Origin of the sequence: Stenotrophomonas maltophilia (assembly GCF_002799245.1) — a bacterium.
Lineage (GTDB): Bacteria > Pseudomonadota > Gammaproteobacteria > Xanthomonadales > Xanthomonadaceae > Stenotrophomonas > Stenotrophomonas maltophilia_S.
In genome coordinates this window covers 184294-205672 of the sequence record NZ_NEQV01000001.1, presented here as the reverse complement: position 1 = coordinate 205672, position 21379 = coordinate 184294, and the positions used below count along the sequence as shown (strand labels likewise).

Here is a 21379-nt window from a genome sequence, read left to right as displayed (position 1 = left end):
TGGAGGCCATCACGCTTTCACTTTCCTTGCCGGAACCGTGCATGGCCCGGAACGCCAGTTGGGTGGCGTTCGTTCAGATTGCGGCCGGATCGGCGATAATGGGTGCCATGAGCGTGAATCTGAAAACCCCGCAGGAAATCGAGATGATGCGCATCGCCGGCCGCCTGGCCAGCGAAGTGCTCGACATCGTCACCCCCCACGTCAAGCCCGGTGTCACCACCGAGGAACTGGACCGCATCTGCCACGACCACATCGTGAACGTGCAGGGCGCCGTTCCGGCCAACGTCGGCTACCGCGGCTTCCCGAAGACCGTGTGCACCTCGGTCAACAACGTCATCTGCCATGGCATCCCCAGCGAAGGGAAGGTGCTCAAGGATGGCGACATCATCAATATCGACGTCACCGTCATCAAGGACGGCTGGCACGGCGACACCAGCCGCATGTACTTCGTCGGCACCCCGTCGGTGATGGCCCGCCGCCTGGTGGAAACCACCTACGAAGCCATGTGGCGCGGCATCCGTGCGGTGCGTCCGGGCGCCACCCTGGGTGACATCGGCCATGCCATCCAGAGCTATGCCGAAGGCGAGCGTTTCAGCGTGGTGCGCGAGTACTGCGGCCACGGCATCGGCAAGGTCTACCACGACGAGCCGCAGGTGGTGCATTACGGCCGCCCGGGCCAGGGCCTGGTGCTGCAGCCGGGCATGACCTTCACCATCGAGCCGATGATCAACGAGGGCACCCGCTACAACAAGGTGCTGCCGGATGGCTGGACCGTGGTGACCAAGGACCGCAAGCTGTCGGCGCAGTGGGAGCACATGATCGCGGTCACCGAGACCGGCGTGGACGTGCTGACCCTGTCGCCAGGCGAGTCGCAGGTCTCCTGAAGATGCTGCCGGCGAGTTCGCTGCTGGACACGCCGGCCGCGTCGCTCAACGACCCGGATTGGGCTGCTGCCGCGCGCCAGGCGCTGCAGCAGGCCGACGCGCGCCTGTACCGCCGCTTCGACCAGGGCGACAACATCGAGCGCCTGCTGGCGCTGCGCGCACGTGCTGCCGACCATCTGATCCGCCTGGCCTGGCAGCGCTGCCTGCCGGCCGACAGCGGCCTGTCGCTGTTCGCGGTGGGCGGCTATGGCCGCGGTGAACTGTTTCCGCGTTCGGACATCGACCTGCTGGTGTTCGGCGATCCGCCGGCACAACTGGCGCATGAAGCGGCATTGGCGCGCCTGTTCGCGCTGCTGTGGGACTGCGGGTTGGCGGTCAGCCATGCGGTGCGTTCTGCATGGCAGTGCCGCGAGGCGGCGGCTGACCAGACCGTGCTTACCGCGCTGATCGAGGCGCGTCCGATCCTGGCCGATGATGCCGCGCGTCGCGCGCTGCGCGAGGCCACCGACGACCGCGAACTGTGGCCGGCACGCACCTTCTTCCTGGCCAAGCTGGAAGAGCTGCGCAACCGGCACCAGCGCTTCGGCGATACCGCCGACAACCTGGAGCCGGACCTGAAGGATGGGCCCGGCGGCCTGCGCGATCTCAACACGCTGGGCTGGATGGCGCTGCGTGCATTCGGCGTGCGCGACCTGGAGGCGCTGGTCGGGCTTGGCCATCTGGGCGCTGACGAAGCCGCGGCCTTGAAGCGCGAACGTGCGGTGCTGGCGCGGTTGCGCTTCGGCCTGCACCTGGTGGCGCGTCGTCCGGAAGAGCGCCTGCGTTTCGATTACCAGAAGACCCTGGCCGCGCGCCTGGGCTTCGAAGACGATGCCGAGAACCTCGGTGTCGAGAAAATGATGCAGGGCTTCTACCGCGCCGCGTTGGTGGTGCGCCGGATCAGCGACCGCCTGCTGCAGCGCTTCGAGGAACAGTTCGATGGCGAGGCCCAGCCGGAACCGTTGACCGTGGGCTTTTCCCTGCGCCGCGGCTACCTGGCTGCCAACGAGGCCGATTGGCCGCGCGGCGACATCGGCCAGGTGTTCGCACTGTTTTCCAGTTGGGCCAACAATCCGCAGGTGCGCGGCCTGCACTCGCTTACCGCGCGTGCGCTGGCCGAGTCGCTGCCGTTGCTTCCGGCCTACGACCAGGCCGATACCGATGCACGCGAGCAGTTCCTGGCCCTGCTGCGCGGCCAGCGCCCGGTCGATACGCTTTCGCGCATGGCACGGCTGGGCGTGCTTGGGCAGTGGATTCCCGCGTTTGCCCAGGTCAGCGGGCGCATGCAGTTCGACCTGTTCCATGTCTATACGGTCGACCAGCACACGCTGATGGTCCTGCGCAACATCGGCCAGTTCGCCAGCAGCCGTGCCGACGAGCGCTTCTCGATCGCGCACGAAGTGTGGCCACGCCTGCGCAAGCCGGAGCTGCTGCTGCTGGCCGGCCTGTTCCATGACATCGCCAAGGGCCGTGGCGGCGACCACTCGGAGCTGGGTGCGGTGGACGCGCGTGCGTTCTGCCAGGCGCATGCGCTGAGTGGCACCGATACCGAGCTGGTGGCATGGCTGGTCGAACAGCACCTGCGCATGTCGGTGACCGCGCAGAAGCAGGACATCGCCGATCCGGTGGTGATCCATCGCTTCGCTACCCTGGTCGGCAGCCGCGACCGCCTGGACTACCTGTACCTGCTGACCTGTGCCGACATCGCCGGCACCAGCCCGAAGCTATGGAATGCCTGGAAGGATCGCCTGCTGGCCGACCTGTACTTTGCCACCCGGCGCGCGCTGCGCGAGGGGCTTGAGCATCCGGTGCCGGCCGCCGAGCGCGTGGCCGAGGCACGTGACAGCGTGCGCGCACTGGTGCGCGAGCAGGGCTACGACGATGCCACCATCGACCGCCAGTTCGCGGTGATGCCTGATGAGGGCTTCATCCGCCTGCGCCCGGAGCAGCTGGCCTGGCAGGCCGCCGCACTGGTGCCGGTGAAGCAGGGCCAGGCGCTGGTGAAGGTGCGCCGGATCAGCGTCGACGACCCGGCGCTGGAAGTGTTCGTGCATTCGCCCGACCGCGACGGCCTGTTCGCCGCGATCGTGATGACCCTGGACCGCAAGGGCTACGGCATCCACCGCGCACGCGTGCTGGACGGCCCGGCCGACACCATCTTCGATACCTTCGAAGTGAACCCGGCCGACACCTTTGCCGATGGCAGCAGTGCCAACCTGGAAGCGGCGCTGCGCGAGGCACTCGGTGGTGACCTGTCGCGCCTGCGGCCGTCGCGCCGGGTGGTACCGCGGCAGCTGCGGCACTTCCGCTTCGCCCCGCGCATCGAGTTCCGCGATGAGCCGGGTGCAACCCGATTCGCCCTGGTCGCCCCCGACCGTCCCGGCCTGCTGGCCGATGTGGCGTTCGTGCTGCGCAACCAGGGCCTGCGCGTGCATGATGCGCGCATTGCCACGTTCGGCGAACGCGCCGAAGACACCTTCGTGATCAGTGACGAACACGACCTCCCCCTGACTGAACCTGCCCGGCAGCAGCTGCATGACGCGATGCTGGCCTGCCTGGACCCTGATCGAAACGCCGGAGATTCCGCCTGATGGCCACCAAGCCCGCCAAGAAAGTTCAACAACAGCCGAAGGCTGGTCCGACCGCCGCGACCCCGAAGGGCGCAGCGGCCCGGAAACCGGCTGCCGCTGCACCGGCCGCGAAGAAGGCCGCTGCGCCGAAGAAGGCCACTGCGGTGAAGACCCCGGCGAAGAAAACGGCTGCGGTGAAGAAGGCGCCGGCCAAGAGTGCCGAGGCCGTCCGCGCCGAAACCATCGCCCGCAAGTCGCTGCGCAAGCCGTCGGCACCGGGCGTGGAAGAACTGAAGTTCGGCATCGAGAGCGCCTTCGAGCGCCGTGCCACCTTGACCCTGCACGAACTGGAAGGCTCGACCAAGCCGCTGGTCAACCGCGTGATCGACGGCCTGGAGAGCGGTGAGTTCCGCGTCGCCGAGCCGGATGGCCAGGGTGGCTGGAAGGTCAACGAGTGGCTGAAGAAGGCCGTGCTGCTGTATTTCCGCGTCAACGACATGGCGGTGGTCGATGCACGCCCGGCGCCGTTCTGGGACAAGGTCGAATCGCGCTTCGCCGGCTATGACGAAGCGAAGTTCCGCCGTGGCGGCGTGCGCGTGGTGCCGGGCGCGATCGCCCGCCGTGGTACCTACTTCGGCAAGGACGTGGTGCTGATGCCGAGCTTCACCAACATCGGCGCCTATGTCGGCGAAGGCACCATGGTCGACACCTGGGCCACCGTTGGTTCCTGCGCGCAGATCGGCCAGCACTGCCACCTGTCCGGTGGTGCCGGCATCGGCGGCGTGCTGGAGCCGCTGCAGGCCAGCCCAACCATCATCGAGGACCACTGCTTCATCGGTGCCCGTTCGGAAGTGGTGGAGGGCGTGGTGGTGGGCCACCACAGCGTGATCGGCATGGGCGTGTTCCTCAGCCAGAGCACCCGCATCTACAACCGTGCCACCGGCGAGATCACCTACGGCTACATCCCGCCCTACAGCGTGGTGGTGTCCGGCTCGCTGCCGAGCAAGGACGGTACCCATTCGCTGTACTGCGCGGTGATCGTCAAGCAGGTCGATGCCCGCACCCGCAGCAAGACCAGCGTCAACGACCTGTTGCGCGGCCTGGCTGACTGAAGATGACTGCGCCGGAGGATCTGGCGCGGTCCGCGATCTACCGGCATCCGTCCGATACCCTGTTCGGGCGGATGCTGCCGCGCCTGCTGCACGCCCCGCACTGGACCCGGCTGCGCCGGGCGTTGTCGCAACGCTGGCCGATGCCGGCGCTGGTCAGCGATGTGCGCGACGTGGTGTACGTGAGCTGGTGGGTTGACGTGCGCCATGCGCCGCCGGCGCCAGCGGGCCACCACTACGTGGTTCATGCCGGACGCACGCCATACACCATCCTCAGCTACCGACACGGCCACTTCGGGCCGGCGCTGGCGGGGCCGCTGCGTTCCCTGATGCCATCCCCAAGGCAGAGCAACTGGCGCTGGTACCTGCGCCGAGACGATGATCCGGACGGGACGCCGGTGGTGCTGTTCGATCGCAACGTGATGGACCAGCTGGCCTTCGTCGCCGGCGCGCGCGCTTTCAGCGATGCCATGCAACCCCACCTGTCGGCGCGCTTCGAGCACGTGGTGGGTGCCGACGGCGACGGGTACACCCTGATCGAAGGCGGGCAGGGGAGTGCTCCTGCGCTGCACCTGCAGTGGCAGGCCGCTGCGGGCTGGGACGATGCCGGGTGGTCGGCGGCCTTCGGCGGCCATCAGGCCCTGCTGCGCTTCCTGACCTGCCAGGACGAGGCCATTGCCCGCACCTGTGACCGGCACTGGGCCAGCACGCGCATCGCACTACCGGTCGCGGTCGACAGCCTGCAGCCCCTGCGCCTGCTCGGCGAACTGCATTGCCCGCGCCTGCTGGCAATGGGCGTGGCGTTGCACGAGGGGCTGGCCTTCCGCCTGCCAAGGGTGCCGTTCCGGGTCGTGTCCGAGCGCCTGTTGTGAGATTCTGGGCCTCTGTTTTCCAGCATCACAGATGGCCATGAGCACCACTGTCTACGGTTTGAAGAACTGCGATACCTGCAAGAAGGCGACCAAGTGGCTGGACCGCTTCGGCGTGCCGTACACCTTCGTCGACTACCGCGACAACAAACCCAGCCCGGAGATGCTGCTGGCGTGGGCAGCGCAGCTGGGCGGCCTGGCCGCGATGGTGAACAAGTCCTCCACCACCTGGCGGCAGCTGCCGGACAACCGCAAGGCCGCGGACTCCGAGGCCGAATGGAAGCTGCTGCTGCGCGAGTACCCGCAGCTGATCAAGCGCCCGCTGGTGGTCACCGCCGATGGCACGGCCAGCCAGGGGTTCAGTGACAACGGCTTCAAGGCCCGCTTCGGGGTGGGTGACGCATGAGCGCGGTCCTCGACCTGACCTGCGAGCTGATCGCACGGCCCTCGGTAACGCCGGAGGATGCCGGTTGCCAGGCACTGCTGGCAGCACGCCTGAAGCAGGCCGGGTTCCAGTGCGACCACCTGCGGCTGGGCGAGGTCGACAACCTGTGGGCGACCCATGGCCAGGGCGCGCCGGTACTGGTGCTGCTGGGCCATACCGACGTGGTGCCGACCGGTCCGCGCGAGGCCTGGGCCAGCGACCCGTTCATGCCGCAGATCCGTGACGGCGTGCTGTATGGCCGTGGCACCGCCGACATGAAGGGCAGCGTGGCGGCGTTCGTGGTGGCTGCCGAGCAGTTCGTCGCCGCACATCCCGATCACCCCGGCACGCTGGCGGTGCTGCTCACCAGCGACGAGGAGGGCGATGCCATCGATGGCGTGCGCCACGTCGCACGCCTGTTCGCCGAACGCGGCCAACGCATCGACTGGTGCATCACCGGCGAGCCGTCGTCGACCGCGACGCTGGGTGACCTGCTGCGCGTAGGCCGTCGTGGCAGCCTGTCGGCCAAGCTGCGGGTGCAGGGCGTGCAGGGCCATGTGGCGTATCCGGAGAAGGCACGCAACCCGATCCACCAGGCGGCGCCGGCCCTGGCCGAGCTGAGTGCACGGCGCTGGGATGACGGCTACGAGAGTTTCCCGCCGACCAGCCTGCAGATCTCCAACATCCATGCCGGTACCGGTGCCAACAACGTGATTCCCGGCGAGCTCGAAGTGGATTTCAACATCCGCTACAACCCGCACTGGGATGCGCCGAAGCTGGAAGCGGACATCACCGCGCTGCTGGACCGGCATGGCCTGCAGTACACGCTGAAGTGGCATCGCAGCGGCGAACCGTTCTACACCCCGGAGGGCACGCTGCGCGCCACCGCGCGTGCGGTGCTGGCCGAGCACATCGGCCGTGCGCCGGAGGAAAGCACCGGTGGCGGCACGTCCGATGCCCGCTTCATCGCGCCATTGGGCGCGCAGTGCATTGAAGTGGGGCCGGTCAACGCGAGCATCCACCAGGTGGACGAGAACGTGCGCGTGGACGATCTGGAGGCGTTGCCGGGGCTGTACCAGCGGCTGGTGGAACGGCTGCTGGTGTGAACCCGGCGGTGGGGAAGCCTCGATCCTGCTGAGGTGGGTGCCGACCGTTGGCCGGCACCCATCCCGCCAGGCATGGCCCGGCGGCACTATTCCGAAAAAATGAAGAACGGCGGCTTGATCGCTTTTTCCCAGTAGCTCGGCGCCGCCATGTAGAAGTGCTGCGCGTCGGCCCGCGCGAACCAGCGTGCGGCTGCGTCGGTGTCCTTCTCCACGCCCGGCGCACTGCGGCCCAGCAGCAGTCCGGCGAAGTACTGGCCGAACACATTTCCGTTCTCCCCGGCGCGCTGGTACAGCTGCAGCGCACGCGCCGGATCACGCGGCAATCCCACGCCCTTCTCCAGCAGCGCGCCCAGGTCCACCTGCGCTTCGGCATCGCCGCGCTCGGCGCGACGCTGGATCTGCGCAACCAGCGGATGCACGGTGCCACCCTGTGCGGCCACCGCATCCGGCAGTCGCGATGATGAACTCGGGTAGCGCTTGTAGATCATTTCGCGCAGGTCCCAGCGCAGCGCCTGTTGTGCGTCGCCACGCTGGCGATAGGCCTTGGCGAGTTCGTAGAACGCATAGGGATTGCCGTGGTAGGCCGCCGCCAGGTAGGCGCGTTCGCCACGTCGCCAGGACGCGCGCAGCACCGGTGCCGGGTTGATGTGGGGGCTGTCGGCATACCGCAGCGTGCCGGAGACCCAGATCCGGCCCAGTGCTTCTTCCGCCCTGGTGTTGTGGAAGGTCCAGGGCGTGACCGCTGCGGCACGCTCGTAGTAGGTGATGGCGCGTGGATCGTTGAAGCGCTCGAAGGTTTCCGCGGTATCAAAGGCCCCCTCGAAGCTGCCGTCGCTTCCGCGCTGTTCCAGGCTTTGCTGCTGGGCCGGCGGCAGGGGCGAGGGTGGGGGCAGGGTCTGGCAGGCGGCCAGGCCCAGGCAGAGCAGGGCGGCCAGCGCCGCGTTGCGTCCATTGCGGTGTTGCATTTCCATTACACGTTTCGGGGCGGGCCATTATGCGCTCCGGGGAGTGGTTGCCAACGCAACGGTTGCGCGGTGCCGGAAACCGGGGTAGGGTCGATGCCATGTCGATCCGCCTGGCCACCGCCGTCAATAACAACAACCGCAATAATCTGCGCGCGAATAATCGTGCGCGGCCGATGCGGGACTGCGCCCTGGGTAGATAGACAGCAACACACGCCCGGACACCAGAAAACCCGCATCGGTCGATGCGGGTTTTTTTGTGCCCGGGCGCAGCCCCACCCGGGCCTGGATGGCCGGTCGAACACCTTCCCACCCGTGAAATCCCCCAACAGGAGCTTCCCCATGTGTTCGATCTTCGGAATCTTCGGCCTGCAGGCCGGTGACGATCTTCCGGCCCTGCGCCGCCATGCGCTGGAACTGTCGCAGCGCCAACGCCATCGTGGTCCGGACTGGAGCGGCGTATACCTCGACGAAGGTGCGCTGCTGGTCCACGAGCGGCTGGCCATCGTCGACCCGGCCGGTGGTTCGCAGCCGCTGCTGTCGGCCGATGGCCAGCTGGCGCTGGCGGTGAACGGCGAGATCTACAACCATCAGGCATTGAAGGCGGCGCTGACCACCCCCTACGACTTCCAGACCGGCTCGGACTGCGAGGTGATCAACGCGCTGCACCGCCAGGGCGCTTCGCCGGCGCAGTGGCTGGAACAGCTCAATGGCATCTTTGCGTTCGCGCTGTGGGACCGCGACAGCGGCCGCGTGCTGGTGGCGCGCGATCCGGTCGGCGTGGTGCCCTTGTACTGGGGCCACGATGCCCAGGGGCGCCTGCGCGTGGCCTCGGAGATGAAGGCGCTGGCTGATACCTGTGCCGACGTCGCGCAGTTCCCGCCGGGCCATTACTTCGACAGTGCCAGTGGTGAGCTGGTGCGCTACTACCAGCAGCCGTGGCGCGACTATGCCGACGTGCAGGGGCGCCAGGCCGATCTGGCCGAGCTGCGCCAGGCGTTCGAGCATGCGGTGGAGCGCCAGCTGATGAGCGACGTGCCGTATGGGGTGCTGCTGTCCGGAGGCCTGGACTCGTCGCTGGTGGCGGCAGTAGCCGCACGCTATGCACGTCGCCGCATCGAGGACGGGGGGCAGACCGAAGCCTGGTGGCCGCGGCTGCACTCGTTCGCGATCGGTTTGAAGGGCTCGCCCGACCTGGCCGCTGCTGCCATCGCCGCCGAAGCGCTGGGCACCGTGCATCACGGCTTCGAGTACACCTTCGAGGAAGGCCTCGATGCGCTGCCGGAAGTGATCCGCCACATCGAGACCTACGACGTCACCACCATCCGTGCATCGACGCCGATGTTCCTGCTGGCGCGGCGGATCAAGGCAATGGGGGTGAAGATGGTGCTTTCCGGCGAGGGCAGCGACGAGATCTTTGGTGGCTACCTGTATTTCCACAAGGCGCCGGACGCGCGTGAATTCCATGACGAGCTGGTACGCAAGCTCGATGCCCTGCACAACTACGACTGCCTGCGCGCCAACAAGTCGATGATGGCCTGGGGCGTGGAGCCGCGCGTGCCGTTCCTGGACCGTGAGTTCCTCGATGTAGCGATGCGCTTCGATGCCGCGCACAAGATGGTCGGCGCCGGCTTTGGCGGCCGCCGCATCGAAAAGGCGGTCTTGCGCGAGGCGTTCGAAGGCTACCTGCCGGACAGCATCCTGTGGCGACAGAAGGAGCAGTTCAGTGATGGCGTTGGCTACGGCTGGATCGATGGGCTGAAGGCGCATGCCGAAGCACAGGTGAGCGACCGCGTACTGGCGGCGGCCGACAAGCGCTTCCCGCACAACCCGCCGCAGACCAAGGAGGCGTACTACTACCGCCACCTGTTCGAGCAGTTCTTCCCGAGCCGTGCAGCCGCCGAAACCGTACCAGGGGGCAAGTCGATCGCCTGTTCGTCGCCGGCGGCCATTGCCTGGGACGCCAGCTTCGCCATGGCTGCAGATCCGTCAGGTCGCGCGATCGCCGGCGTGCACGAGCAGGCCCTGGCCTAAGCGCCCAAAAAAGGGGACGGAGGGGATTAAGTCGTATGTGCCACAAACGACTTAATCCCCTCCGTCCCCTTTTTTGTATCATCGCCCCGCAGATTGGGGAGTGTTCATGGACGTACAGACCGGGGGCCAGGCGCCACCGATGAAGTGGGGATGGCGCTACCTGGCCTGGGCCGGGGTGCCGTTGCTGGCCGGCGTGCTGCTGGCGCGGTATGCCGGGCCGGCGGCGCCCGAGGCGGTTGCCCGTGCCGCGGCCGCGGCCGAAGGCAGTTGGGTGCAGCATCTGGCGTCACCGCTGGGCCTGTTCCTGCTGCAGCTGCTGGTGCTGCTGCTGGTGGCCAAGGGCGCAGGTGCGCTGCTCAAGCGCCTTGGACAACCGGCAGTGATCGGCGAGATGGCTGCCGGCCTGATGATGGGGCCGCTGGTGCTCGGCAGCCTGTTGCCGCAACTGCATGGCGCCTTGTTCCCGGCCAGTTCGCTTGGCCCGCTGGGCATGCTCAGCCAGCTGGGCGTGCTGATGTTCCTGCTGGTTGCCGGTGCCGAGCTGGACCTGGCGGCGCTGCGTGGCCGCCGGCGTTTCGCCTTCACGGTCAGCCATGCCGGCATCGCGGTGCCATTCTTGCTTGGCGTCGCCCTGGCAATCTGGCTGTATCCGCAGCACGGCCCGCAAGGCGTGGACTTCACTGCATTCGCGCTTTTCGTTGGCATCTCGATGAGCATCACGGCCTTCCCCGTGTTGCTGCGCATCCTTGCCGACCGCGGCATCACACAGACCCCACTGGGGCAGACCGCGATCGCCTGCGCTGCCTTGGGCGATGCCACCGCGTGGTGCCTGCTGGCGCTGGTCGTGGCCGCCGCGCAGGCCAGCGGGTGGCTGCCGGCCAGCCTCAACCTGTTGTGCGTGGTCGCGTTCGTGGCGCTGATGCTGGTGCTGGTGAAGCCGTGGTTCGCCCGTCAGCAGATCGCGCCGGGCCGTGAGGGACGCTGGCTGCTCGGCATCCTGCTGCTGTCGCTGGGCAGTGCGCTGGTCACCGAGATGCTGGGCATCCATGCGCTGTTCGGTGCGTTCGCTGCGGGCGTAGCGGTATCGTCCAACGCGCAGCTGCGCGGCCTGCTGATGGCCCGCGTCGAACCGTTCGCGGTAACCCTGCTGCTGCCGTTGTTCTTCGCCATGACCGGGCTGCGCATGCGCGCCGATGCGCTGCAGGCCAGCGATATCGTGTTGTGCGTGGTGGTGATCGCGGTGGCCACGACGGGCAAGCTGCTGGGCACCTTCAGTGCCGCGCGCAGTGCCGGCATGCCCACGCGCGAGGCGTGGCGGCTGGGCGCACTGATGAATACCCGTGGCCTGATGGAGCTGATCGTGCTCAACCTGGGTTACGAGCTGGGCCTGCTCGGCGACCGCCTGTTCGCGGTGCTGGTGATCATGGCGCTGGTGACCACGGCGATGACCGGGCCGCTGCTGAACCTGATCGAACGGCGCTACCGTCGGTGATGGGGTCAGATCCCTTTTCCCTTGGAAAAGGGATCTGACCCCTGGTCTTCCGGGGTTGCCGGCCAGCGGCCGGCACTACCGCGTCGGCACCAGCGTCATCACGTGCTGCGCCTTGCCGGGCAGGAACGGTGTCGGGCGCCCATGCACCCAGTCCTCGTGGCCGGCGCCCCAGTACGGTGACAGTGGATGGCCGCTCTGGCCGCCGGGCATGTGCACGATGCCGTCGGCCTCGTGGCCGGGCGAGACCACCATGCGTTCGGAAGCACCGAAGTTGGGTGTCTGCACGCGCGGCATGTCGCGGTCGCCGGGCAGGCGGTCGGCCGGCATGCACAGCCAGCGCTTGGCGATGTCCGGCAGCGCCCGTGCGATGGGATGGCAGATCGCCGCAGTATTGCGTTCGCCCCAGGTGCGCTTGGCCAGCGGCCCCTGCCTGGCCAGTTCACTCTCGGTACGGCGTGCCGCGTCGACCAGCAGAGCATCCCAGCTGTCGAAGGCGGGTGGCAGCAGATTGGCCGGACGCTGTTGCAGCATCGGCCAGACCACGCCTTCCAGTTGGGCCAGGCGCGGGTCCAGATAGTCATCGCCCAGTTGCGCGTTGGCCGGTGCCAGCAATGCATCGGACAACGTCTCCATCACCTGCGTGCGGAATTCACGCACCACACGGTAGCTGACCGAACTGGCCGAGGCGCGGCCACCCCATTGATGGCTGACCTCCTTCAAACGCGTCAGTGCCGGATCGTCACTGCGTTCGATGACGTCGTGCAGCAGGGCCCACCAGCGCTGCAGGAACACGGCGCGGTCATCGAGCTGGATCGCCAGCAGGTCGTGTTCGTTGAAGCGCTCCTGGATCGCCAGCAGGTCGCGGATCTGCCGCGCGCGGGCACCGAGGTCATAGCCACCGTTGCCGACGCTGGCCAGTGCCTCGCCGTCGAGGACGCGGCCGTTGGCAGTCCACAGGCGATGGTTGGGCGGGTCGATCAGTGCCGGCGAGGCATCGCTGCGGATCGGCCAGGGGGCGCAGCCCTGGTTGCTGGCGGCGGTGAAGCCGGCCGGTGCACAGCCCGGACCGCGGTCCGGGCGGGCGCCGATCAGGCGCCAGGCGATGCGTCCGCTGCGGTCGCCGACCACCAGGTTCTGTGCGGGAATGCCAGCGTGATCGGCAAAGCGCAGGGCGGCGTCCAGATCACCGGCGCGGGCCAGGTCGCCGAAGTCCAGGCGTACCGCGCCGGGCAGGTGGGCGACCCAGCGCAGCGCATCGCCGCTGCCATCGGCATGGGTGTGCAGGATCGGCCCCCAGGCGGTTTCGCGAACCGGGAGCAGCACATCGGCCTGGCCGGCCACCGCAATCCGCTCTTCATGCACGGTCACCGCGGCGTTGGCCGGTTCCGTGCGGTAGTCCGCCGTGTCGATGTAGCTGTTGGTGAAGCCCCAGGCGACATGCCCGTTGCTGCCGACGATCACTGCCGGCAGGCCGGGCAGCGAGAAGCCGGTGACATCGACCTGGCCGCCGGCGGCCTGTGGGTCGGGGTAGCGCAGGCGCACGCGGAACCACAGGCCCGGCGCGCGCAGGCCCAGGTGCATGTCGTCGGCGACGATCGCGCGACCATCGGCGGTGAGTGCACCGGCCACCGCGAAGTTGTTGCTGCCGATGACGTCGGCTTCCTCCTGCTCGGTGCCCGGCTTCCCCTTCAGCGTGCGCAGGTCCAGCTGGCTGGCATCGGGCAGGATGGCGTTGCCGGTGGGTTCGCCGAACAGCGGTGCATCCCATTCGCTGCCTTCGTGGGCGAGCAGGGTGTACAGCGCCGGCGGCACCACCGCGCGGATGCGGCTGAGCGCAAGCTCGGTCTGGTTGCCCGGGTCCTGCAGGTCGGCGTACATGGCCAGCCCGGTCAGCACGCTGTCGCTGGCCTGCCACGGTTGCGGCGACTGCCGCAGCAGCAGGTAGGCCCACGGGCGCACGGAGAGATCGGCCAGGCCTTCATTGACGCCGTCCACATAGGCACGCACGGCATCGCCGTTGTCGCCCAATGCAGCGTCCAGGTGTGCCTCGGTACGTGCGCGCAGGCGGTGCACGCGCATGCGCTTGTCGGCGTCGATGGCCTTCGGACCGAACAGTGCCGACAGTTCGCCGGCAGCGCTGCGGCGCATCAGGTCCATCTCGAAATAGCGTTCCTGCGCATGCACGCGGCCCAGTGCGCGCATCGCGTCGGCCTGGCTGCCGGCAGTGATGGTGACCACGCCCAGCGCATCGCGCTCGATGGTGACCGGCCTGGCCAGGCCCGGCAGTGCATGTTCGCCATCCAGGTCGGCCAGGCTGCCGCGCAGCAGCAGCCACGGGATCAGTGCGGTGGCCAGCACGATGGCGATCAATACGCCCAGCACCCAACGCCATGTACGTCGCATCGCACGTCCTTTCCGAACTCGTGGGCTGATTGTAGCCGCAGGCGCAACTGCGACTGATTCCGATTAGATCACCGTCGCCGGAAATGCGTCACCCTATGCAGCATCGATTCACAGGAGCCCCCCCCATGAAAGGCAACCCGGACGTCATCGCCTGCCTGAAGGAACTGCTGCGCGGCGAGCTTGCTGCCCGCGACCAGTACTTCATCCATTCCCGCCGCTACGAGGACCAGGGCCTGTTCGCGCTGTACGAACGCCTGGACCACGAGATGGAAGAAGAGACCCAGCACGCCGACGCGCTGCTGCGCCGGATCCTGTTCCTGGGCGGCGACCCGGACATGCGCCCGCATGCCACCGAGCCGGGAAAGACCGTGGAGGAGATGCTGCAGAAGGATCTCGATACTGAATACGCCGTTCGGAACAATCTCGCCGCCGGCATGAAGCTGTGCGAGGAGAAGGGCGACTACGTGAGCCGCGACATCCTGCTGGCGCAGCTGAAGGACACCGAGGAAGACCACGCCTGGTGGCTGGAACAGCAGCTGGGCCTGATCAAGCGCATCGGCCTGGAGCTGTACCAGCTGAGCAAGATCGACGGCAACGGCGCCCCGGCGCACTGAGCCGACGCCTGGCGCCGGGCAATGCCCGGCGGCCGCCCGGTAGAGCCGACCGCTGGTCGGCTGCATTTCGGCAGAGCAGCCGACTGACAGTCGGCTCTACCAGAAGCAGGAAGCAGCCGACTGACAGCCGGCTCAACCAGAAACACCGCGTTCTGTCGCCCGCCAGCACCGGAGCAGCGCCCGCCAGCCTTCGCCAGCCAGCCGCTCCACCGCCCGCCAGCCGACAACGAAAAAGCCGGGGAATTCCCCGGCTTTTTCGTGTCCGGGGTCAGATCCGTTTTCAACGAAAACGGCTCTGACCCCCATTGGAGGGAAAGCGCCAACCAAGGTTGGCGTCTACCGCGCCAAGGGGTGCCAACCCAGGTTGACACCTACCAGGAGCAGCGCGTCATTCCACCGACAACCCTTCCACCTTCTGCCAGCCGCGTGGCAGCAGGTGGCCGCGGGTGGCGCGGGCGCCGAGGTAGGCGTCGAGCTCGTTGAACTTCAGGCCCATGGTGCGCTGGCCGGCGCGGACCTGCAGGGTCTGCCCCGGGCTGATCGCCACGATGGCGACCACGCGTTCGGTAGCGAGCTTGGCCTTCGGGATCTCGATGATCTTGTTGCCCTTGCCCTTGTCCAGTTCCGGCAGGTCGTTGGCGGCGATCGCCAGCAGGTTGCCGGAGCTGGTCACCGCCACGATGCGATCGGTGGCGACGTTGGCGACCACCGAGGGGGTCAGCACCGACGAGCCGGCCGACAGGTTCAGCATCGCCTTGCCGGCCTTGTTGCGGCCGATCAGGTTCTCGAAGCGGGTGACGAAGCCGTAGCCGTGGGTGGAGGCCAGCACGAAGCGGGTCTCCGGCTCGGCGCTGGCCAGGGTCACGAAGCTGGTGCCCGGTGCCGGCGAGAAGCGGCCGGTCAGCGGTTCACCGTTGCCGCGCGCGGAGGGCAGGGTGTGCACCGGCGTCGAGTAGGCGCGGCCCTCGCTGTCGAGGAACGCAACCTGCTGGGTGCTGCGCGCGCGCACTGCGCCCTGCAGCGCATCGCCGTCGCGGTAGGACAGGGCGGACGCATCGACATCGTGGCCCTTGGCGGCACGGATCCAGCCCTTCTCCGACAGCACCACGGTCATCGGCTCGCTCGGCACCAGCTCGGTCTCGTCGATGGCCTGTGCGGCCTGGCGCTGCACCAGCGGCGAACGGCGCGCGTCGCCGAACTTTTTGGCATCGGCGGTCAGTTCGTCGCGGATCAGCTTCTTCAGCTTGGCCTTGCTGTCGAGGATGCCGAGGATCTTCTCGCGCTCCTTGGCCAGCTCGTCCTGCTCGCCACGGATCTTCATCTCTTCCAGGCGGGCCAGCTGCTTCAGCTTGGTTTCCAGGATGTACTCGGCCTGGTCGTCGGACAGGCCGAAGCGCGCGATCAGCGCTGCCTTCGGTTCGTCCTCGGTACGGATGATGTGGATCACCTCGTCCAGGTTGAGGAAGGCAACCAGCAGGCCTTCCAACAGGTGCAGGCGGCGCTCGACCTTCTGCAGGCGGTGCTGCAGGCGGCGGGTGACGGTGTTGCTGCGGAAGGTCAGCCATTCGCTGAGCAGCATCTTCAGGTTCTTCACCTGCGGGCGGCCGTCCAGCCCGATCACGTTGAGGTTGACGCGGTAGCTGCGTTCCATGTCCGTGGTTGCGAACAGGTGGCCCATCAGCTGGTCGGCGTCGACGCGGTTGGAGCGCGGCACCAGCACCACGCGCACCGGGTTGGCGTGGTCGGATTCATCGCGGATGTCCTCCAGCCACGGCAGCTTCTTGGCGCGCATCTGCGCGGCGATCTGCTCGATCACCTTCGACGGCGACACCTGGAACGGCAGCGCGGTGACCACGATGTTGTGCGCTTCCTTGGTGAAGGTCGCACGCGCGCGCACGCTGCCGTTGCCGGTCTCGTAGATGTTCCGCAGGTCGTTGGCCGCGGTGATGATCTCGGCGCTGGACGGGTAGTCCGGGCCCTGCACGTGCTCGCACAGGTCGCGCACGCTGGCATCGGGGTTGTCCAGCAGGTGCAGCAGTGCGTTGACGATCTCGTTGAGATTGTGCGGCGGCACGTCGGTGGCCATGCCCACGGCGATGCCGGTGGTGCCGTTGAGCAGCAGGTGCGGCAGCCGTGCCGGCATCCAGGTCGGCTCCTGCAGGGTGCCGTCGAAGTTCGGTGCCCAGTCGGTGGTGCCCTGGCCCAGTTCGCCCAGCAGCACTTCGGCGATCGGGGTCAGCTTGGATTCGGTGTAACGCATCGCCGCGAACGACTTAGGGTCGTCGCTGGAGCCGAAGTTGCCCTGGCCCTCGATCAGCGGGTAGCGGTACGAGAACGGCTGCGCCATCAGCACCAGCGCTTCGTAGCACGCGCTGTCGCCGTGCGGGTGGTACTTGCCGATCACGTCACCGACGGTGCGCGCGGACTTCTTCGGCTTGGACGCGGCATTCAGGCCCAGCTCGCTCATCGAGTAGATGATGCGGCGCTGCACCGGCTTCAGGCCGTCACCGATGAACGGCAGGGCGCGGTCCAGGACCACATACATCGAGTAGTCGAGGTAGGCGCGTTCGGCGTACTCGCGCAGCGGCAGTTGTTCGAATCCGTGGAACACGGGGCGGGCAAGTTCGGTCATGCGGCGTTGTTACCTGTTGTCGGGAGGCGGCGACGGCGGTCGCCGCTCGCAATCCTGTGATTATCCGGATGCGGCGGGGGATGCCAAGCCACGTGCAGGGTCCAGCCCGGTTTCCAGGCCATGCCCGGCCCGCGCCAGGTAGCGCCCCGGCGGCAGCCCGAAGTGGCGGCGGAACACGGTAACGAACGCGCTGGCGCTGCTGAAGCCCAGCGCGTGGGCGATGTCGGCCACGCTGCGGCCGTCGGTGAGCTGGCGCAGGGCCTCGGACAGGCGGGCCTGCTGCCGCCACTGGGCGAAGCTGAGCGTGGTCTCATCGCGGAAGTGACGGGTCAGGCTGCGCGGCGACAGGCCGGCCCAATGGGCCCATTCGGCCAGGCTGCGTTCGTCGGAGGGGTCGGCCAGCAGCTGCGAGGCGATCTTCAGCAGGCGCCGGTCGTGTGGCATCGGCAGATGCATGCGCTGGCGCGGCGCGGTGCCGATCTCGTCCAGCAGCACGTCGATGATGTGCTGGCGCTCGGGCGTGGTGTCATAGCCCAGCGGCCATTCGCAGATGCGGTCGGCCAGTGCCTGCGCCAGCTTGGACAGGCCCAGCACGCAGGGGTCGGCGGGCAGGGTGGCGCAGGCCGGTGCGGCCAACGCCATGCCCCAGCCACGCAGCGGGCCGTCGAGGGTGACCGTATGCGGTTCCAGCGGCGGCATCCAGCCGGCCGAACCCGGTGCCAGCGACCAGGTGCCATGCGAGGTGCGGGTGGTCAGCAGGCCGCGTTCGACGCAGATCAGCTGGGCACGCTGATGGTGGTGCCAGTCGACCTCACGGGCCAGTCCCTGCTGGCTGTCGAAGCGGAAGGCGATGACCGGCGGGCCGTCATTGCGCTCGAACCAGTCCAGTGCGTCATCCCTGAGCAGGCGCTTGGGAACCTGAATTTCTGCCTTGTTCATCATGTTCGCTGGCTGAAATGTGTCATCCATTGGCTGGATTGTACTACCGGGCCACCTGACCAGATCATTAAGGTAGGCGCCTTCACCGATCCAGCCCACTGCTGCAACACAGCATTCGATGCCAGATCGAATATTTCCATTGAGAAATATTTTTTTTGGAAGAGAATGCTCCCCCATGATCTGTCCTGCAACCACTCCCCCCAGCTTTGGCCTGCTGCTGCGCCAGGTGCGCGACGGCCTGGTCCGCCAACTTGACGCATCCATGGCTGAAGAAGATCTGGGTATCGGCTTCACCCACTACATCGGGTTGAAGGTGCTTTCCAGCATGGCGCCGTGCACCGCCAACGAACTGGCCCAGGCCATCGACCAGGTACCCAGTGCGGTGACCCGGCTGCTGGACAAGCTGGAGGCGCTGGGCTGCGTCCGCCGCGAGCCGCATGCGCAGGACCGGCGGGCCCTGCAGATCGTACTGACCGATGAAGGCCGCGCGTTGTGGGCGCGGTTGAAGCTGCGCGGCGACGCGGTGATGGATTACGCCCTGCGCGATCTTTCCGCCGATGAGCGCACGCTGCTGCTGTCCCTCCTTACCCGAATCCGCGATTCACTGACGACCCCATGAACCCGATCCCGCATTCCACTCTCCGCCGGTCCGGGCGCGCGCTGCTGGTGTCAGCGCTGGCCCTGGCCCTGGCCGCCTGCGCCAGCAGTCGCGGCCTCAACCCGCAGGGCCACGTGCTTGAAGTGGACAGCCTGCACAGCGAACGCACCCTGGCCGACACCGACCTGAGCGCCACCGGCTTCCCGGCGCAGGACTGGTGGAAGGCGCTGGGCGATGCGCAGCTGGACGCGCTGGTCGCCGAGGGCCTGGCTGGCCACCCGAGCCTGGACGCCGCCGACGCGCGCCTGCGCCAGGCCCAGGCCCAGGTCGGCACCGCACGCGCCGATGAGCTGCCCAGCCTGTCGGTGTCCGGTGGCTACACCGGCCTGCGCCTGCCCGAGTCGATGGTCGGCAGCGAGATGGGCGGCCGCTATGGCGGCAGCAGCCAGGTCGCTTTCGACTTCAGCTACGGCGTGGACCTGTGGGGTGGCAAGCGTGCCGCCTGGGAAGCCGCCGTGGACGGCGCGCATGCCGCCACCGTCGAAGCGCAGGCCGCACGCCTGAACCTGTCCACCGGCATCACCCAGGCCTATGCCGACCTCGCCTATGCGTGGCAGCTGAACGATGTGGCCGAGGAAGAACTGGCCCGCTCGCAGAAGTCGCTGGAACTGACCCGCCAGCGCCGCAGCGCCGGCATCGACAGCGACCTGCAGGTGCGCCAGGCCGAGGCCCGCGTACCGGCCGCGCAGCAGCAGGTGCAGGCCGCACAGCAGCGTATCGACGCGGCCCGCACCGCACTGGCCGCGCTGGTCGGCAAGGGCCCGGACCGCGGCCTGTCGATCCAGCGCCCGCAGCCGCTGAACCCGGTGGCGCTGCAGCTGCCAGGCGTGCTGCCCAGCGAGCTGCTTGGCCGTCGCCCCGACATCGTTGCCGCACGCTGGCGCGTTGAAGCGGCCGACAAGCAGATCAAGGTTGCGAAGACCAAGTTCTACCCGAGCTTCAACCTGACCGCGCTGGCCGGCGTGGTCGCCCCGAACGTGGGTGACCTGCTGAAGAGCAGCTCCACCTTCGCCTACATCGGCCCGGCGCTGAGCCTGCCGATCTTCGAAGGCGGCAAGCTGCGCGCCAACCTGGCCAATACCGATGCGCAGTACGACCTGGCGGTGGCCAACTACAACCAGACCGTGCTCGACGCACTGCGCGACGTCGCCGACCAGGTCAACGCGGTGCGCTCGCTGGCGCAGCAGGCGCACTCGCAGCAGCAGGCGGTGGACACCGCACGTTCGGCCTTCGACCTGGCCCAGCAGCGCTACCGCGCCGGCATCGGCAGCTACCTGGACGTGCTGACCGCGCAGTCCACCCTGCTGCAGTCGCAGCAGCTGCTGGCCGGCCTGCAGTCACAGCAGGTGCAGACCTCGGTGCGCCTGAGCAAGGCGCTGGGCGGTGGTTTCCAGCCCGCTGAAGCCGACCGCGCACCGATCGCCTCCCATTCCGATTCCTCGCATTCCTGAAGACGCCCGCCATGAGCCAGACCCAAGACACCGCGGCCCCGGCCGCCTCCAACCGCCGCGGCAACCTGCTGCGCGGCCTGTTCGTGATCGTCGTGCTGCTGCTTGCCGCACTGGCGCTGTGGTACTTCATGTTCGGCCGTTGGTTCGAAGAAACCGACGATGCCTACGTGCAGGGCAACCAGGTGCAGATCACCCCGCTGGTGGCCGGTACCGTGGTCGCCATCAACGCCGATGACGGCATGCGCGTGGAGCGCGGCCAGCTGCTGGTGCAGCTGGACCCGTCCGACACTTCGGTGGCGCTGCAGCAGGCCGAAGCCAACCTGGCCAAGACCGTGCGCCAGACCCGTGGCCTGTACCGCAGCGTGGAAGGCGCGCAGGCGGACTTGAATGCCCGCCAGGTGACCCTGAAGCGCGTGCGCGATGACTTCGCCCGCCGCAAGGGCCTGGCTGCCACCGGCGCCATCTCCAACGAAGAACTCGCCCACGCCCGTGACGAGCTGGCGGCTGCCGAAGCGGCCGTGGCCGGTTCGCGCGAGACCGTCGAGCGCAACCGCGCGCTGGTCGACGACACCGTGATCGCCACCCAGCCGGACGTGCAGGCGGCCGCCGCACAGCTGCGCCAGGCCTTCCTCAACAACGCCCGTGCCGGCATCGTCGCGCCGGTCACCGGCTACGTTGCCCGTCGTTCGGTGCAGGTGGGCCAGCGCGTGCAGCCGGGCAATGCGCTGATGGCCGTGGTACCGACCGAGCAGATGTGGGTCGAGGCCAACTTCAAGGAAACCCAGCTGCGCCACATGCGCCTGGGCCAGGAAGTGGAGCTGAAGTCGGACCTGTACGCCGGTGACGTGAAGTACAAGGGCCGCATCCAGAGCCTGGGCCTGGGCACCGGCTCGGCGTTCTCGCTGCTGCCGGCGCAGAACGCCAGCGGCAACTGGATCAAGATCGTGCAGCGCGTGCCGGTGCGCATCGCCATCGATGCCAAGCAGCTGGCCGAACATCCGCTGCGCATCGGCCTGTCGATGAAGGCCGAAGTGAGCCTGCGCGACCAGAAGGGTGAAGTGCTGCCGAGCACCCCGGCCAAGGGCACGGTGTTCGACACCGACGTGTATGCCAAGCAGCTGCATGATGCCGATGAGGTGATCCACACGATCATCCAGGGCAACCTGCCGCAGCAGGCGAAGGTGGGCTGAGGT

The 21379-nt window shown here is 67.9% G+C and carries 16 protein-coding genes; 12 read left to right on the top strand and 4 right to left on the bottom strand.

The features are described 5' to 3' along the window. Nucleotides 1–41: 41 nt before the first annotated feature. The 6 genes from map to dapE are packed head-to-tail and all read left to right on the top strand — an operon-like array spanning nt 42 to nt 7001. Complete coding sequence (map, locus tag B9Y64_RS01045) at nt 42–884, top strand: type I methionyl aminopeptidase (RefSeq protein WP_100439140.1); 843 nt, start codon at nt 42–44, stop codon at nt 882–884. 2 nt (nt 885–886) lie between these two features. Beyond that, complete coding sequence (locus B9Y64_RS01040) at nt 887–3514, top strand: [protein-PII] uridylyltransferase (protein WP_100439139.1); 2628 nt, start codon at nt 887–889, stop codon at nt 3512–3514. Continuing rightward, nucleotides 3514–4605: a 2,3,4,5-tetrahydropyridine-2,6-dicarboxylate N-succinyltransferase gene (gene dapD / locus B9Y64_RS01035; protein ID WP_100439138.1), complete on the top strand. Its 1092-nt coding sequence runs from the start codon at nt 3514–3516 to the stop codon at nt 4603–4605. The genes B9Y64_RS01040 and dapD overlap by 1 nt, the downstream gene beginning before the upstream one ends. A 2-nt stretch (nt 4606–4607) precedes the next feature. Further along, the gene (locus tag B9Y64_RS01030) at nt 4608–5474 is read left to right on the top strand and encodes a hypothetical protein (RefSeq protein ID WP_100439137.1); all 867 of its coding nucleotides are present in this window, start codon (nt 4608–4610) and stop codon (nt 5472–5474) included. A gap of 31 nt (nt 5475–5505) precedes the next feature. Beyond that, nucleotides 5506–5877, top strand: coding sequence for an arsenate reductase (locus B9Y64_RS01025; RefSeq protein WP_202909033.1), 372 nt, complete (start codon nt 5506–5508; stop codon nt 5875–5877). Beyond that, on the top strand, nt 5874–7001 hold the full coding sequence (gene dapE, locus B9Y64_RS01020; RefSeq protein ID WP_100439136.1) for a succinyl-diaminopimelate desuccinylase: 1128 nt from the start codon (nt 5874–5876) through the stop codon (nt 6999–7001). The genes B9Y64_RS01025 and dapE overlap by 4 nt, the downstream gene beginning before the upstream one ends. An 86-nt stretch (nt 7002–7087) precedes the next feature. Here dapE and B9Y64_RS01015 read toward each other — a convergent pair whose 3' ends face one another. Beyond that, the gene (locus B9Y64_RS01015; RefSeq protein ID WP_100439874.1) at nt 7088–7966 is read right to left on the bottom strand and encodes a tetratricopeptide repeat protein; all 879 of its coding nucleotides are present in this window, start codon (nt 7964–7966) and stop codon (nt 7088–7090) included. A 339-nt stretch (nt 7967–8305) separates the two neighbouring features. On the opposite strand from B9Y64_RS01015, the gene asnB reads away from it, so the two are divergent. Together asnB and B9Y64_RS01005 are read left to right on the top strand one after the other, a co-directional pair. Beyond that, on the top strand, nt 8306–9997 hold the full coding sequence (asnB, locus tag B9Y64_RS01010) for an asparagine synthase B (RefSeq protein ID WP_100439135.1): 1692 nt from the start codon (nt 8306–8308) through the stop codon (nt 9995–9997). Between the two features lie 106 nt (nt 9998–10103). Next, a complete protein-coding gene (locus B9Y64_RS01005; RefSeq protein WP_100439873.1) occupies nt 10104–11489 on the top strand; it encodes a cation:proton antiporter in 1386 nt (461 codons plus the stop codon). A gap of 75 nt (nt 11490–11564) precedes the next feature. Here B9Y64_RS01005 and B9Y64_RS01000 read toward each other — a convergent pair whose 3' ends face one another. Next, the gene (locus B9Y64_RS01000; RefSeq protein WP_100439134.1) at nt 11565–13892 is read right to left on the bottom strand and encodes a penicillin acylase family protein; all 2328 of its coding nucleotides are present in this window, start codon (nt 13890–13892) and stop codon (nt 11565–11567) included. A 125-nt stretch (nt 13893–14017) separates the two neighbouring features. Between B9Y64_RS01000 and bfr the strand changes: the two genes are divergently transcribed. Then, entirely contained in the window at nt 14018–14506 is a 489-nt protein-coding gene (gene bfr, locus B9Y64_RS00995; protein ID WP_100439133.1) for a bacterioferritin, read from the top strand. A gap of 388 nt (nt 14507–14894) precedes the next feature. Here bfr and parC read toward each other — a convergent pair whose 3' ends face one another. Both parC and B9Y64_RS00985 read right to left on the bottom strand, forming a co-directional pair. Next, a complete protein-coding gene (gene parC, locus B9Y64_RS00990; protein ID WP_100439132.1) occupies nt 14895–17138 on the bottom strand; it encodes a DNA topoisomerase IV subunit A in 2244 nt (747 codons plus the stop codon). Between the two features lie 60 nt (nt 17139–17198). After that, nucleotides 17199–18080, bottom strand: a complete 882-nt coding sequence (locus B9Y64_RS00985; RefSeq protein ID WP_202909032.1) for a helix-turn-helix domain-containing protein — start codon at nt 18078–18080, stop codon at nt 17199–17201. Between the two features lie 172 nt (nt 18081–18252). On the opposite strand from B9Y64_RS00985, the gene emrR reads away from it, so the two are divergent. The 3 genes from emrR to emrA are packed head-to-tail and all read left to right on the top strand — an operon-like array spanning nt 18253 to nt 21376. Then, nucleotides 18253–18696, top strand: a complete 444-nt coding sequence (emrR, locus tag B9Y64_RS00980) for a multidrug efflux system transcriptional regulator EmrR (RefSeq protein ID WP_014036527.1) — start codon at nt 18253–18255, stop codon at nt 18694–18696. Continuing rightward, nucleotides 18693–20186: a multidrug efflux transporter outer membrane subunit EmrC gene (gene emrC, locus B9Y64_RS00975; protein WP_100439130.1), complete on the top strand. Its 1494-nt coding sequence runs from the start codon at nt 18693–18695 to the stop codon at nt 20184–20186. The genes emrR and emrC overlap by 4 nt, the downstream gene beginning before the upstream one ends. A gap of 11 nt (nt 20187–20197) precedes the next feature. Next, a complete protein-coding gene (gene emrA, locus B9Y64_RS00970) occupies nt 20198–21376 on the top strand; it encodes a multidrug efflux MFS transporter periplasmic adaptor subunit EmrA (protein WP_100439129.1) in 1179 nt (392 codons plus the stop codon). The last annotated feature ends 3 nt before the right edge of the window (nt 21377–21379 follow it).

Excerpts from the sequence above, each read along its gene's own strand:
- map (WP_100439140.1), top strand. The coding sequence starts at position 42 with ATGGCCCGGAACGCCAGTTGGGTGGCGTTCGTTCAGATTGCGGCCGGA.
- B9Y64_RS01040 (WP_100439139.1), top strand. The coding sequence starts at position 887 with ATGCTGCCGGCGAGTTCGCTGCTGGACACGCCGGCCGCGTCGCTCAAC.
- dapD (WP_100439138.1), top strand. The coding sequence starts at position 3,514 with ATGGCCACCAAGCCCGCCAAGAAAGTTCAACAACAGCCGAAGGCTGGT.
- B9Y64_RS01030 (WP_100439137.1), top strand. The coding sequence starts at position 4,608 with ATGACTGCGCCGGAGGATCTGGCGCGGTCCGCGATCTACCGGCATCCG.
- B9Y64_RS01025 (WP_202909033.1), top strand. The coding sequence starts at position 5,506 with ATGGCCATGAGCACCACTGTCTACGGTTTGAAGAACTGCGATACCTGC.
- dapE (WP_100439136.1), top strand. The coding sequence starts at position 5,874 with ATGAGCGCGGTCCTCGACCTGACCTGCGAGCTGATCGCACGGCCCTCG.
- B9Y64_RS01015 (WP_100439874.1), bottom strand. The coding sequence starts at position 7,966 with ATGCAACACCGCAATGGACGCAACGCGGCGCTGGCCGCCCTGCTCTGC.
- asnB (WP_100439135.1), top strand. The coding sequence starts at position 8,306 with ATGTGTTCGATCTTCGGAATCTTCGGCCTGCAGGCCGGTGACGATCTT.
- B9Y64_RS01005 (WP_100439873.1), top strand. The coding sequence starts at position 10,104 with ATGGACGTACAGACCGGGGGCCAGGCGCCACCGATGAAGTGGGGATGG.
- B9Y64_RS01000 (WP_100439134.1), bottom strand. The coding sequence starts at position 13,892 with ATGCGACGTACATGGCGTTGGGTGCTGGGCGTATTGATCGCCATCGTG.
- bfr (WP_100439133.1), top strand. The coding sequence starts at position 14,018 with ATGAAAGGCAACCCGGACGTCATCGCCTGCCTGAAGGAACTGCTGCGC.
- parC (WP_100439132.1), bottom strand. The coding sequence starts at position 17,138 with ATGACCGAACTTGCCCGCCCCGTGTTCCACGGATTCGAACAACTGCCG.
- B9Y64_RS00985 (WP_202909032.1), bottom strand. The coding sequence starts at position 18,080 with ATGATGAACAAGGCAGAAATTCAGGTTCCCAAGCGCCTGCTCAGGGAT.
- emrR (WP_014036527.1), top strand. The coding sequence starts at position 18,253 with ATGATCTGTCCTGCAACCACTCCCCCCAGCTTTGGCCTGCTGCTGCGC.
- emrC (WP_100439130.1), top strand. The coding sequence starts at position 18,693 with ATGAACCCGATCCCGCATTCCACTCTCCGCCGGTCCGGGCGCGCGCTG.
- emrA (WP_100439129.1), top strand. The coding sequence starts at position 20,198 with ATGAGCCAGACCCAAGACACCGCGGCCCCGGCCGCCTCCAACCGCCGC.